This is a genomic window from Rhodanobacter sp. Root179 (assembly GCF_001428465.1).
GTDB lineage: Bacteria > Pseudomonadota > Gammaproteobacteria > Xanthomonadales > Rhodanobacteraceae > Rhodanobacter.
The window spans coordinates 47,068-60,482 of sequence record NZ_LMHR01000074.1; the positions used below are offsets into that span (position 1 = coordinate 47,068).

The window sequence follows — 13,415 nt, forward strand, 5'->3', positions numbered from 1 at the left end:
AGGGAAAGCGAGAGCAGTCCGTGCCTTTGCTCTCTCTGACTCCTCACTCCCCTGCACTCACTTCTCTTCTTCTCAGGCCGCCGAAGCCTGCTTGAACTGGGCTTCTTCGGTCGAGCCTTTCAGCGCGGTGGTCGACGACTGTCCCTGCTGGATCGCCTGGGTCACGGCGTCGAAGTAGCCGGTGCCCACTTCGCGCTGGTGCTTCACCGCGGTGAAGCCGCGGTCGGCGGCGGCGAATTCCTTTTCCTGCAGCTCGACGAAGGCGCTCATCTGGCGACGGGCGTAACCGTGCGCCAGGTCGAACATGCCGTAGTTGAGGCTGTGGAAGCCGGCCAGCGTGATGAACTGGAACTTGTAGCCCATCGCGCCCAGTTCCTTCTGGAAGTTGGCGATGGTGGCGTCGTCCAGGTTCTTCTTCCAGTTGAAGCTGGGCGAGCAGTTGTAGGCCAGCATCTTGCCGGGGAATTTCGCGTGGATCGCCTCGGCGAAGCGGCGCGCGTCGTCCAGGTTCGGCTTGCTGGTCTCGCACCAGATCAGGTCGGCGTACGGCGCGTAGGCGAGGCCGCGGCTGATCGCCTGGTCCAGGCCCGGGCGCACGCGGAAGAAGCCTTCGACGGTGCGTTCGCCGGTGATGAAGGCCTTGTCGTTGTCGTCGATGTCCGAGGTGAGCAGGTCGGCGGCGTCGGCGTCGGTGCGCGCCACCAGCAGGGTCGGCACGCCGGCCACGTCGGCGGCCAGACGCGCCGCGTTCAACTTGTCGACCGCCTCGCGGGTCGGCACCAGCACCTTGCCGCCCATGTGGCCGCACTTCTTCACGCTGGCCAGCTGATCCTCGAAGTGCACGCCGGCGGCACCGGCCTCGATCATCGCCTTCATCAGCTCGAACGCGTTCAGCACGCCGCCGAAGCCGGCTTCGGCGTCAGCCACGATCGGCACCAGCCAGTCGCAGTCGTCCTTGCCTTCGGCGTGATGCAATTGATCGGCGCGCAGCAAGGTGTTGTTGATCCGCTTGACCACCAGCGGCACCGAGTTGGCCGGGTACAGCGACTGGTCGGGATACATCTCGCCGGCCACGTTGGCGTCGGCGGCGACCTGCCAGCCGCTCAGGTAGATCGCCTGCAGGCCGGCCTTGACCTGCTGCATCGCCTGGTTGCCGGTGAGCGCGCCCAGCGCATTGACGAAGTCTTCCTTGTGCAGGGATTTCCACAGCCGCTCGGCGCCATGGCGGGCCAGCGAGTGCTCCACGTGCACGGTGCCGCGCAGGCGCACCACGTCCTCGGCGGAGTAGTTGCGCTGCACGCCGGTCCAGCGCGGGTTGTTGTTCCAGTCCAGGGTGATCTGTTCGGCGGTCGGCAGGGTCGTGGTCTTCATGGCATGGCTCCGTGGTATTGAGCCCCTCTCCCTACGGGAGAGGGGTTGGGGAGAGGGTTCGGGCGAAGCGCGGCAGCGCATTCGACCTCGTACCCTCATCCGCCCTTCGGGCACCTTCTCCCGGAGGGAGAAGGGAAAAAAATCAAAGCTGGTCGTAGGCGGGCAGGGTGAGGAAGTCGCCGAGCACGTCGGCATGGGTCATCGCCGAGAGCAGGGCAGCGGCCGCGTCGGCGCGGGCGGCGCCGGGGTGCTGGCTGTCACGCAGTCGGTGGGTGTGGCAGGCCAGTGCGTGATCGAACAGGGCGAAGTCGATCGGCGCGTGGTCAGGGAATGCCAGCGTGTCCGCGTGCGACCCGTCGGCGTGATGCAGCCACTGCCACAACTGGGCGCGGGCAATCTCGGCGGTGGCGGCGTCTTCCATCAGGTGATGGATCGGCACGCAGCCCAGGCCATCGAGCCAGGCGGCGGTGTAGCGCAGGCACACCTCGACGTTGTTGTCGAAGCCGGCGCGGGTGATGGTGCCGTTGGGCGCGGCGAGCAGCTGTTCGCGGCTGACCTGCACGTCCTGGCGCAGCATGCCGAGCTGGTTGGCGCCGGGCATGTGCTGGTCGAAGACCTGCTGGGCCACGGCCACCAGCGCCGGGTGCGCCACCCAGGTGCCGTCGTGGCCGGCCTGCACCTCACGCAGCTTGTCGGCGCGCACCTTGGCCAGCGCCGCTTCGTTGGCGGCTTCGTCGCCCTTGATCGGGATCTGCGCGGCCATGCCGCCCATCGCGAACGCGCCGCGACGATGGCAGGTCTGGATCAGCAGTTCGGAATACGCCTTCAGGAACGGCGCGGTCATCTGCACCTGGCTGCGCTCGGGCAGCAGGCGGTCGCGATGGCCGCGCAGGGTTTTCAGGTAGGAAAAGATGTAATCCCAGCGGCCGCAATTGAGGCCGACCGCGCGACGGCGCAGCGCATGCAGAATCTCGTGCATCTGGAACGCCGCCGGCAGCGTCTCGATCAGCACGGTGGCCTTCATCGTGCCTACCGGCAGCTGCAGTTCGTTCTCGGCGTCGGCCATCACCGCGTCCCACAGCGCGGCCTCCTCCATCGCCTCGAGTTTCGGCAGGTAGAAATACGGGCCGCGGTCACGGCTGTGCAAGGTGCGGGCGTTGTGCAGCACGAACAGGGCGAAGTCGACCAGGGCGCCGGCCATCGGCTCGCCATCCACGCTGAAGAACTTGTCGTGCAGGTGCCAGCCGCGGGGGCGCACCACCAGCACGGCGGGGTTGTCGCCCACGCGGTAGTGCTTGCCCTCGGGCGAGGTGAAGTCGATCGAGCCATTCACTGCGTCGCGCAGGTTGAGCTGGCCGTCGAGCTGGTTGGCGAAGGTCGGCGCCGAGGAGTCCTCGAAGTCGGCCATGAACACCTTCGCGCCGGAATTCAGCGCGTTGATGATCATCTTGCGCTCGACCGGGCCGGTGATCTCGACGCGACGGTCACGCAGCGCCGGCGGGATCGGCGCCACGCTCCAGTCCGATTCGCGGATCGCCGCCGTGTCGGCGCGGAAGTCGGGCAGGCCGCCGGCGTCGTACGTCGCCTGGCGCTCGCGCCGCGCCTGCAGCAACTTCTGGCGGGTCGGTTCGAAGCGGCGGTGCAGCCGGGCCAGCAAGGCCAGCGCTGCCGGGGTCAGGATGCTCGCGTAACCGGCCGCGTCGGCATGAATCTCGATGGCGCCGAGTTCGAGTCTTTCCTGCGGTACTGCCATGGTGTCGCTCCGTGTCGGGAATGACTCGAAGCTAGGTACAAATCAGCTATTTGACAAAGTGAATGTTTCAATCATTACTATGAGCAAATGCAATACATACTCCAAAGTATTGAAATATGGCGATGAAAAAGCACGACGTGTCGCTGAACGGACCGAAAAAGCCGCGCCGCAGCGCAGCAAAGAAGCGCGGCGAGGTCGCGCCGGCGGAGAACGGCGGGCGCTATTACTACAAAGGCAACCGGCACAAGCAGTTGCGTGCCTTCGTCAGCGTGGTGAAGCTGGGTACGCTGACCCGCGCGGCCGAGGCGCTGTACCTGTCGCAACCCACCATCAGCCTGCAATTGCAGGCGCTGGAGCGGGAACTCGGCATGAGCCTGCTGGAACGGCGTCGGCGCCGCATCAACCTCACCGACGCGGGCGAGGCGCTGTATGAACTGGCGCGGCCGCTGGTCGAAGGCTGGGACACGCTGGACCGCGACTTCCAGGCCAGGGTGAAGGGACTGCAGGCCGGCCGCCTGACCATCGCTGCCGGCACCTCGACCATCCAGTACCTGCTGCCCGACCTGGTGCGCCGCTACCGCGAGCGCTTCCCCGCGGTGCAGTTGCAGCTGGCCAACGTCACCGGCAAGGACGGCATGGCGATGCTGCGCGCGGACGAGGCCGACTTCGCCGTGGGCTCGATGCTCGACGTTCCCAACGACATCGCCTGGGCGCCGGTGCAGCACTACGACCCGATGCTGATCATGCCGCCGGGTCATCCGCTGGCGGCCAAGGAAAAGATCACCCTGGAAGACCTGTCACCTTACGGCCTGATCCTGCCGCCGCAGCGGCTGTCCACCTATCGCCTGGTCGACCTGGTGTTCCAGCAGCAGCAAGTGCCGTTCCACGTGGCGATCGAGGTCGGCGGCTGGGACGTGATCAAGGAATACGTGGCGATGGGCATGGGCATCTCCATCGTCACCGGCATCTGCATCACCGCCGTCGACAGCGAACGGCTGGCGGTGCGCAACATGAAGCAGTTCTTCCCCCAGCGCAGCTACGGCGTGGTGATGCGCAAGGGCAAGTTCCTCAGCGCCGAGGCGCGGGCCTTCATCGACCTGGTGCGGCCCGGCCTGCTGACCCATCGCGAGCACGACGATCCGGGCCATTCGCAGCGCTGACGCGGCGGCAGGGCGCGCGCCCGCATCCGGTCACACGTTGCGGTGCTTGCCCCGGAACGGCGCATAGAACGCGCGCAGGCGGGCGAGGTCCGCTTCCATGTCGTCGCTGGTGTGGAACAGCGGGCCGACGCCGATGGTCTTGTCCGGATAGTTGAACCAGGCCGTGACGATGGGTACGCCGGCCTCGTGGGCGATGCGCCAGAAGCCGCTCTTCCAGCGCGCCACCGGCTTGCGCGTGCCTTCGGGTGCGATGCCCAGCCACAGCGATTCGTGCTGCTGCAGCTGGTCGATCATCTGTTCGACCACGCCCTTGGCGGCGCCGCGGTCGATCGGCATGCCGCCCAGTTTCAGCAGCAGCTTGCCCAGCGGACCGCGGAACAGCTCTTGCTTGCCCATGAAATGGATGTCGGCGCCGATGCCGACCTTCATCAACAGGCCCCACACGCCATCCCACCACGACGAGTGCGGCGCGGCGATCAGCACGGCGCGGCGCACGTCGGGAAACTCGCCGACCAGGCTCCAGCCGCACAGGCGAAGTACGCCTCGACAGAGTCGGCGGCGCCAGTTGTCGGCCAGATGCGGCATGCCCGGCGGCAGTTGCCCGGGGCTGGGCAGTTGTCCCTTCATTCGAGATCCGGCTTGCGTGAACGGGACTGCTTGATCTGGCCGCGTTGCTGCTTGCCCACCAGGCGACGTTCCTTCGAGGCGCGGGTGGGGCGGGTGGCCAGGCGCTTCTTCGGTGGCACCAGCACGCCGCGGATGATCTCCACCAGCCGCTCGCGCACGTCGTCGCGGTTGCGTCCCTGGTCGCGGAAGCGACGGCCCTGGATCACCAGCACGCCCTCGGCGGTCAGCCGGCGATCGCGGCGCTCCAGCAGACGCGTGCGGATCTCCTCAGGCAGCGACGGCGAGCTGGCCACGTCGAAGCGCAGCTCCACCGCGCTCTCGGTGCGATTCACATGCTGTCCGCCGGGGCCGTCGGCGCGCAGGAAGCGCTCGACGAGCTCGGACTCGGGCAGGGTGATGCTGTGGCTGACGGTCAACATGCCAGGCAGTTTACGGGCAAGCGAAAGGCGGGGCGAGAGAGCGGCTTCTTCCCGTGTGGGCCGGGCATGGCGCCGTGTGCTCCTCGACTTCGCCTCCGTGCGGCGACGCTCAGGACGAACCGAGGGGTGGCGGGAAGTCGTTCGCCGGTGCTTCGATGTCCTCGGGCTGGGGCCAGCCGAACCGGGCGAGCAGGTGCGTGTAAGCCTCATCCAGCGGAGCTTCCAGTTGCATCGGCACGCCGGTGACCGGGTGGTGGAACTCCAGCCGCCATGCGTGCAGCAGCATCCGATGACAGCCGAAATGCTGCTTGTACAGGCGGTTGTGGTCGCCGCGGCCGTGCTGGCAATCGCCGATCACCGGATGGTGGATATGCGCCAGGTGCTTGCGGATCTGGCGGAAGCGGCCGCTTTCGGGTTCGGCGAGAACCAGCGCGTAGCGCTGCTGCGGATAGCGGCTCAGTTCGATCGGCACCTCGATGGTGGCGAGGCGCCGGTAGCGGGTGCGTGCCTCGCGGCGTGGGCCGGTCTCGCGCGAGCCGGGCAGCGGATAGTCGATCACCTCTTCGCCCGGTTCAGGCCAGCCGCGCACCACCACGAGGTACTGCTTGTGGATGCTGCGGGCCATGAACTGTTCGCCCAGCGCGGCGGCGACCTCCTTGCTGCGCGCCACCAGCAGCACGCCACTGGTGGCGCGGTCTAGCCGGTGGGCCAGGTAGACGTTGTCGCCGATCTGTTCGCGCAACAGGTCGATCAGGAATTCCTCGGTGTTGCCCACCATCTTCGAGCGATGCACGGCAAGGTTCGCGGGCTTGTTCACCGCGATCAGCGTGTCGTCCTGGTAGAGAATCTCGATCATGGTGGTTCGTCGGCCGGGGGGATAGTTGCGCCATCAATGTAGAGCGGGCACTGCCCGCTGGCTTGCGCCAAGAGCCGGCGGGCAGTGCCCGCCCTACGTCGGCATTCCGGTCAGCGCGAGCGGGGCCAGCCGATGGCGAAAGCGAGCAGGCCGGCGAGGCCAGCGCCGAGCGGTGGCCAGCTGCCGTGTTGCGGGGCCAGCGTCCACAGCAAAGCGGCAGCAATCAGTAGCGCGCTGCCGAGCAGCCCGCAGGCAAGCAGCTTGTGCTGGCGATGCGCAGTTTCCAGAGCCAGTTTCAGCGCCAGTGGATCAGCAACCTCGCGTCGCTCGCCGCGACCGATCTGGCGCAGTGCGTCGCGCACCAGCTCGGGGAATTGCGGTGCCTCGTGCAGCCATTCGGGCAGCCGCTTGCGCACTTCGCGCAACGTGCGCAACGGGCTGTAGCGTTCGCGCAGGATGCGTTTCAGCACCGGGTGCGCCACCGCCCAGATGTCGATCTCCGGGTCGAGCATGCGGCCCACGCCCTCGATGTTCAGCAGGGTCTTCTGCAGCAGGATCAACTGCGGCTGCAGGGTCAGCTCGAAACGCCGTGCGGTCTGGAACAGCTTCACCACCAGCTCGGCCAGCGAGATCTGCGACAACGGGCGGGTGAAGTACGGCTCGCACACCGTGCGCACGGCGGCTTCCAGCTCGTCCAGCCGCACGTTGGCAGGCATCCAGCCCGCGTCCACGTGCAGCTTGGCGATGCGGGCGTAGTCGCGTTCGAACAGCGCGATGAAGTTCTGCGCCAGCCAGTACTGGTCGGCTTCGGGCAGCGAACCCATGATGCCGAAATCCAGCGCGATGAAGCGCGGTTCGCCGGTGCGCGCCGGGTCGACCCAGATGTTGCCGGGGTGGGCGTCGGCGTGGAAGAAGTTGTCGCGGAACACCTGCTCGTAGAACACCCGCACGCCCTTGACGGCAAGCGCCTTGCGGTCGAGCCCGGCGGCGTCGATCGCGGCGATGTCGTCGCTGCTGAGGCCGTGCACCCGCTCCAGGGTGAGCACGCGGGTGGCGGTCAGGTCCCAGTGCACTTCAGGCACGTAGAGGTCCACGCCGCTGGCGAAGTTGCGCCGGAGCAGGCTGGCGCTGGCGCCTTCGCGCTGCAGGTCCAGCTCGTTCTCCAGCATCTTCTCGACTTCGGCGACGACATCCAGCGGGCGGATCTTGTCGGCGTTCGGGTGCCAGCGCTGTGCCAGTTCGCCCAGCGAACGCAGCAGTTTCACGTCGCGGGCGATCTGCGCATCGATGCCCGGGCGCAGCACCTTGACCACCACCTCGCGGCCGTCGTGCAGGGTGGCGGCATGCACCTGGGCGATCGAGGCGGAGGCTAGCGGTGTTTCGTCGAAACGGGCGTATAGACGTCCAATCGGAAGCTTCAGTTCCTGCTCGACGATCGCACGGGCTTCGCTGCCCGGGAACGGCGCGACCTGGTCCTGCAGCAGGGCCAGCTCGTCGGCGATGTCGGCCGGCACCAGGTCGCGGCGGGTCGACAACACCTGGCCGGCCTTGACGAAGATCGGCCCCAGTTCGGTCAGCGCATGACGCAGGCGCGCGCCGCGCGGCAAGCCGCGGATGTCGACGCGCGGCTTCGCCACCAGCGGCCGCAGCAGCTTCAGCGGACGGTACAGGTGCGCCGCGTCGACCAGTTCGTCGAGCCGGTACGCCAGCAGCACCGAGGCGACCCGCAGCAGCCGCGGCACGACCTTCAGCGGCGTCACGCGGCGTTGCCCGACACGCGCTGCAGCAGTCGCTGCACGCGCGATTCGAGTCGTTCGCTGCGTTCGCGCAGCTCGTCCACGCCTTCGAGGAAACCCTCCACCTCGCCCGGCGCCATCGCCACGCGCGCCTCGTCGCGCAACCAGTCCGCGCCATCCTCGGTGAGGTGGCTGGCGGTTTCGCGGGCGTGGGCCAGGCCCTTGCGCACCGTCCTGGCCAGCGGCACGCCGAGCACGTCGCCGAACGTGCGCGCGAACGCTTCCTCGAAATCGGGGGCGAACTTGCTGGCCAGCTTTTCCAGCCGGCGCGCCAGCTCGGCATCGCCGGCGATCTCCACCTTGCCCGGAGCGATGCCGTCGTCGTCGCGGCGGAACATCATCGCCAGCAGGCTGCCCGGTGAGGCGGCGACCTTCAGCTGGTTGTCGTCCTGCGGCGGGCCCACCTTGAGGCGGGCGTCCTCGACGGTGATGGCCAGCGCGATCTCGGGGCCGCGCAGGTGCAGCTGCACGCTGCGTCCATTCAGCGCGGCCAGCTTCTGCTGCGTGTCCGGATCGAGCGACAAGGTGTGGTTCAGCGCGGTTTCCAGCGCACGGCCGGCAAGCTTGCGCAGCGGTTGCGGCAACCAGGAGTTGGGAGTGGCGGCGTTCATCTGCCGATTGTAGCCCGGCCGCTTCGGTCAGACGTCGGCGGCACCGTGGAAGCCGAGCTGCCGCCATGCCTCGTAGACGGCCACGGCCACCGTGTTCGACAGGTTCAGGCTGCGGCTGTCCGGACGCATCGGCAGGCGCAGGCGTTGTTCGGCGGGAATCGCCTCGAGCACGGCTGCCGGCAGTCCGGCGGTTTCGCAGCCGAACAGCAGGGCGTCGCCGTCGGCAAAACGCGCCTCCACATGGGCGACACGGCCGCGGGTGGTGAAGGCGAACACCCGGGGCGCGCCGATCGCATCGAGGCAACTGGCCAGGTCGTCGTGCACCGCGAGCCTTGCGTACTCGTGGTAGTCCAGCCCGGCGCGGCGCAGGCGGGCATCGTCAAGTTCGAAGCCCAGCGGGCGAACCAGATGCAGCGCAGCGCCGGTGTTCGCGCACAGGCGAATCACGTTGCCGGTGTTCGGCGGGATCTCGGGATTGAACAGGATGACGTGGAGCATCCGCCATTATCGCCGTACGGCATCGCCCGGGATCAACCGTTGAGCGGCGACGCCGTGCCGAGCTGGGCGCACATCACGCCGTCGGGCGGCAAGGCGCAACTGCTCGGTGCCGCCAGCAGGATGGTCCGCAGGGAATGGCTGCCGGCCAGCTGTATCGAGGCCGGCGTGGTGGTCACCATCGCGCCGAAGATCAGGCCGCATACCGCCAGGCAGGCGATGAACAGTCCGCGCAACATCAGGGTTTCGAATTTCATGAGCTTGTCTCCGACGAATGGGGGAAGAGTCCCTGCACGGACATAAGAGCAATCCGCGTGCCAACGGTTGCAAACGCCCCAAGTGCTTGATTTGACGCGCTCATCGCGGCGACCCCGGGCGAACAAGCCTGTCCGCGGACACCGTTGTCGACCGCCGCCGGACAGCCGGACATGCGGGCGGACGCCCCGGGCGGACCCTGCCGCAAGTCATTTGCGACACCTGTCCCGCGACGCTAGCCTGTGTCGACTTATCCGTGAAACAGGAGGTTCACCGTGACAAAGAAACCACTCGCCCTGCTGATCGCCGGCGCACTCACCCTGGCGGGCGGCGTGCCGCTGGCATGGGCGGCTCCCGCGATTGCCGCGACGACTGCCGCCGCCTCGCAGCAGATTCCCGAGCTGGCCTACAGCCGCTTCACCCTGCCCAACGGCCTCACCGTGGTGGTGCACGAAGACCACAAGGCGCCGGTGGTGGCGGTCAGCGTCTGGTATCACGTCGGTTCGTCGTATGAGCCGAAGGGCAAGACCGGTTTTGCGCACCTGTTCGAGCACCTGATGTTCCAGGGCTCGGAGAACCACAAGGACGAGTACTTCAAGCCGTTCGAGCTGGCCGGCTCCACCGACCAGAACGGCACCACCTGGCTTGATCGCACCAATTATTTCGAGACGGTGCCGACCAGCGCGCTGGACATGGCACTGTGGATGGAATCCGACCGCATGGGACACCTGCTGGGCGCGATCGGCCAGCCGCAGCTGGACGAGCAGCGCGGCGTGGTGCAGAACGAGAAGCGCCAGGGCGAGAACCAGCCGTACGGCCGCGCGGGCGAGCTGATCCAGGCCGAGGCATTCCCGGCCAATCATCCCTACCACCACGACACCATCGGTTCGATGGACGACTTGAACGCCGCCTCGCTGGGCGACGTCAAGCAGTGGTTCCGCGACTACTACGGCGCGGCGAACACGGTGGTGGTGCTGTCCGGCGACATCACGCCGGCGGTGGCGAAGGAAAAGATGCAGAAGTACTTCGGCGACATCGCCGCCGGCCCGCAGGTGCCGCGTCCGCAGCCGTGGATCGCCCCCCGCGACAGCTCCACCCGGGGCACCATGACCGACAACGTGGCGCAGACCCGCATCTACCGCGAGTGGAACGTGCCCGGCCGCGGCAGCAACGACGAGAACCTGCTGGAACTGGCCGCCGCCGTGCTCGGCGGCAGCAAGACCTCGCGGCTGTACCAGCGGCTGGTCTACCAGGACAAGCTGGCCGACGACGTCTCGGTGGATGTCGAGCAGCACGTGCTGGCCAGCATGTTCAACCTGCAGGTCGACGTGAAAAAGGGTGTCGACCCGGCGAAGGTCGAGGCCGCGATTGCCGACGAATGGCAGAAATTCCTGAAGACCGGCCCCACCGCCGACGAACTGGCGCGGGTGAAGACCGAGACGCGTGCCTCCTTCGTGCGCGGCCTGGAAAAGGTCAACACGCAGGCTTCGATCCTCGCCCAGGGCCAGCTGTATCACGGCGATCCGGGGCAGTACCTGAAGGACTTCAACGCGTTCATGGCGGCGACTCCGGCCAGCGTCAAGGCGGTGGCCGACAAGTGGATCAGCAAGGGTGATTACACCTTGACCGTCGTGCCGGGCAAGGTCGACGCCACCGACATGGCCAAGATGGCCGGTCGTGCCGCGGCCACCGGCGCGCCGGCACCGGTGCTTTCGGCCAAGGGTGACTACAAGACGGTGGCCAGCGACGTCGACCGCAGCAAGGGCGTGCCCGAGGTCAGCAGCTTCCCCGACCTCAGCTTCCCGGAGCTGCAGCGCGGCAAGCTCGATAACGGCATCGAGGTGGTCCTGGCCGAACGCCATACGGTGCCGGCGGTGCAGTTGCAGCTGCTGTTCGACGCGGGCTTCGCCGCCGACCAGGGGCGCAAGCTGGGCACCTCCAGCTTCACCATGAACATGCTCGACGAAGGCACCAAGACTTTGGACTCGGTGGAGATCGCCAAGCGCAAGCAGCGCCTGGGCGCGATCATCGCCAGCGGTTGCGGGCTGGATTACTGCAATGCCTCGCTGAATGCGCTGGACGACCAGCTCAAGCCGTCGCTGGACCTGTTCGCCGACATCGTGCGCAACCCGGCCTTCCGTGACGGCGACACCAGTCGCCTGCGCGGCCAGTGGCTGGCGCGCATCGCCCAGGAAAAGAGCCAGCCCACCGGCATCGCCCTGCGCACCCTGCCGCCGCTGCTGTACGGCCAGGGCCACGCCTACGCGATCCCGTTCACCGGTTCGGGCACCGAGGCGTCGATCAAGTCGCTGACCGCGGCCGACATGCACGGCTTCATGGACGACTACATCCGCCCGGACAACGTGAAGATCCTGGTCGCCGGCGACACCACGCTGGACAAGATCATCCCGCAGTTGAACGCGGTGTTCGGCGACTGGAAAGCACCGGCGGGCAAGGTGCCGGTGAAGAACATCGGCCAGGTCACGCCGCCGTCGCAGGCGCGCGTGTTCCTGGTCGATCGTCCCGGAGCGCAGCAGACGCTCATCCTCGCCGGCAGCCTGGCGCCTTCCACCGAAGCGGCCAACAACCTGGAAATCCAGACCATGAACGGTGCCTTCGGCGGCACCTTCACCTCGCGTCTCAACATGAACCTGCGCGAGGACAAGCACTGGGCCTACGGCGCCTTCAGCTTCCTGCAAAACGCGGTGGGGCAGCGTCCGTTCATGCTGTACGCGCCGGTGCAGACCGACAAGACTGCGCCGTCGATCACCGAAATGCTGAAAGAGGCCAACGGCGTGATCGGCGACAAGCCGCTGACCGACGCCGAGATCAGCAAGGTCAAGGTCGGCGACGTGCGCAGCATGCCGGGCGAGTACCAGACCACCTCGGCGGTGATGGGTGCGATGCAGGGCATCGCCCTGTACCACCGCCCGGATGACTACGTGCAGACCCTGAAGTCGCGCATCGAGGGGCAGACCGACGCCGCGGTGGAAGCGGCGGCGAAGCAGATCATCCATCCGGACCAGCTGACCTGGGTGATCGTCGGCGACCTGGCGAAGATCGAGTCGCCGATCCGCGCGCTCAAGCTCGGCCAGGTGCAGGTGCTCGATGCCGACGGCAAGCCGGTGGCGGCGAAGCCGGCCAAGTGAGCCCGCAGGCGGCGCCGGCATGAACCGGCGCCGCCTGTCGTGCGGCCGTCGCGGGACGCGTCCGCGCCACCGCGTTACGATGGAGGCCGGATCGCAAGGTCCGGCCTCTTTCCTATTCCAAGTCACCGTTGCGGAGCCCTCCATGCGCAAGACCCTGCTGTTGCTCGTCCCCGTGTTGCTGCTGAGCGCCTGCAACTGGGGCATCACCATGGACCCGGCGGCGAAGAACGTGCGCACCGCCTGGAGCGGCGACGTCTCTGCCTGTCGCGACCTGGGCAAGGTCACCGTCTCGGTGATGGATCACGTCGGCCCGGTCGACCGCAACGACATCAAGGTGCGCGACGAACTGGAAGTGCTGGCCCGCAACGAGGCCGCCAAGATGAATGCCGACACGATCAAGCCGCTGGCCGAACCCAGTGACGGCTCGCAGCCCTGGGGTGCCTATCAGTGCGGCAGCGCAACGCTGCCGTCCTCGACGGATCATCGCAAGGTCCCGACTTCGTCAGGCGACGCGCAAACATTTCCGATCAAGGGAAGTTGAAGTCGCGTTCAATTCCGCCCGGGACGTGGCGAAAGCTGCCAAGCCAATTGCAATAATGTGATGCAATTCACATTATTTCGGCTGGCATCAGTGGTGCTGGCTGCGCAAAGTGTTGCGTTTTTTCACGGCATTAAATTACGATTGCCCCCGCTATGCCTCGTTGGGGAATGATTCGGGCATACGCCAGTAAATGGATTTAGGGGGAAATCGTGATCGGTCATCGCAAAGCGCCTGTCGCTCGGGGCATGAGCCCGTGTGTTCTTTTTTTACCGTCATCGCCCATCGCGTCGCCGCGATTTGCGAGGGGCCGGATTCCGGACGAGCCGTTACGTCACGTCAGATACATGACTGACCGCTGACACCAGACACCAGCTTCATTCAA

12 protein-coding genes are annotated in these 13,415 nt (G+C 67.0%); 3 read left to right on the forward strand and 9 right to left on the reverse strand.

The window, feature by feature from the left end; genetic code table 11:
• Nucleotides 1-72 precede the first annotated feature (72 nt).
• Together aceA and aceB are read right to left on the reverse strand one after the other, a co-directional pair.
• Nucleotides 73-1,371, reverse strand: a complete 1,299-nt coding sequence (aceA, locus tag ASD82_RS08690; protein ID WP_007804234.1) for an isocitrate lyase — start codon at nt 1,369-1,371, stop codon at nt 73-75.
• 142 nt (nt 1,372-1,513) lie between these two features.
• Nucleotides 1,514-3,124: a malate synthase A gene (gene aceB / locus ASD82_RS08695; protein ID WP_056717434.1), complete on the reverse strand. Its 1,611-nt coding sequence runs from the start codon at nt 3,122-3,124 to the stop codon at nt 1,514-1,516.
• Between the two features lie 122 nt (nt 3,125-3,246).
• Here aceB and ASD82_RS08700 point away from each other — a divergent pair, with 122 nt between their 5' ends.
• On the forward strand, nt 3,247-4,284 hold the full coding sequence (locus ASD82_RS08700; protein ID WP_056717460.1) for a LysR family transcriptional regulator: 1,038 nt from the start codon (nt 3,247-3,249) through the stop codon (nt 4,282-4,284).
• 30 nt (nt 4,285-4,314) lie between these two features.
• On the opposite strand, the gene ASD82_RS08705 is transcribed toward ASD82_RS08700, so the two are convergent.
• The 7 genes from ASD82_RS08705 to ASD82_RS08735 all read right to left on the reverse strand — a co-directional run bounded on the left by ASD82_RS08705 (nt 4,315) and on the right by ASD82_RS08735 (nt 9,345).
• Nucleotides 4,315-4,911 carry a 1-acyl-sn-glycerol-3-phosphate acyltransferase gene (locus tag ASD82_RS08705; RefSeq protein ID WP_056717435.1) on the reverse strand — a complete coding sequence of 199 codons (597 nt, stop codon included), beginning with the start codon at nt 4,909-4,911 and terminating at the stop codon, nt 4,315-4,317.
• Complete coding sequence (gene arfB, locus ASD82_RS08710) at nt 4,908-5,330, reverse strand: alternative ribosome rescue aminoacyl-tRNA hydrolase ArfB (RefSeq protein ID WP_056717436.1); 423 nt, start codon at nt 5,328-5,330, stop codon at nt 4,908-4,910. Before arfB ends, ASD82_RS08705 begins: the two co-directional genes overlap by 4 nt.
• A gap of 109 nt (nt 5,331-5,439) precedes the next feature.
• Nucleotides 5,440-6,186, reverse strand: a complete 747-nt coding sequence (locus ASD82_RS08715) for a pseudouridine synthase (RefSeq protein WP_056717437.1) — start codon at nt 6,184-6,186, stop codon at nt 5,440-5,442.
• Nucleotides 6,187-6,296: 110 nt separating this feature from the next.
• Nucleotides 6,297-7,946: a ubiquinone biosynthesis regulatory protein kinase UbiB gene (gene ubiB / locus ASD82_RS08720; RefSeq protein WP_056717438.1), complete on the reverse strand. Its 1,650-nt coding sequence runs from the start codon at nt 7,944-7,946 to the stop codon at nt 6,297-6,299.
• Nucleotides 7,943-8,593 carry an SCP2 sterol-binding domain-containing protein gene (locus ASD82_RS08725; RefSeq protein ID WP_056717439.1) on the reverse strand — a complete coding sequence of 217 codons (651 nt, stop codon included), beginning with the start codon at nt 8,591-8,593 and terminating at the stop codon, nt 7,943-7,945. Before ASD82_RS08725 ends, ubiB begins: the two co-directional genes overlap by 4 nt.
• Nucleotides 8,594-8,620: 27 nt before the next feature.
• Entirely contained in the window at nt 8,621-9,091 is a 471-nt protein-coding gene (gene trmL / locus ASD82_RS08730; RefSeq protein ID WP_056717440.1) for a tRNA (uridine(34)/cytosine(34)/5-carboxymethylaminomethyluridine(34)-2'-O)-methyltransferase TrmL, read from the reverse strand.
• A gap of 32 nt (nt 9,092-9,123) precedes the next feature.
• Nucleotides 9,124-9,345: a hypothetical protein gene (locus ASD82_RS08735; RefSeq protein ID WP_056717441.1), complete on the reverse strand. Its 222-nt coding sequence runs from the start codon at nt 9,343-9,345 to the stop codon at nt 9,124-9,126.
• Between the two features lie 273 nt (nt 9,346-9,618).
• Between ASD82_RS08735 and ASD82_RS08740 the strand changes: the two genes are divergently transcribed.
• Together ASD82_RS08740 and ASD82_RS08745 are read left to right on the forward strand one after the other, a co-directional pair.
• Complete coding sequence (locus ASD82_RS08740; protein WP_056717442.1) at nt 9,619-12,492, forward strand: pitrilysin family protein; 2,874 nt, start codon at nt 9,619-9,621, stop codon at nt 12,490-12,492.
• Between the two features lie 142 nt (nt 12,493-12,634).
• Nucleotides 12,635-13,033, forward strand: coding sequence for a DUF4156 domain-containing protein (locus ASD82_RS08745; protein WP_056717443.1), 399 nt, complete (start codon nt 12,635-12,637; stop codon nt 13,031-13,033).
• Nucleotides 13,034-13,415: the final 382 nt, after the last annotated feature.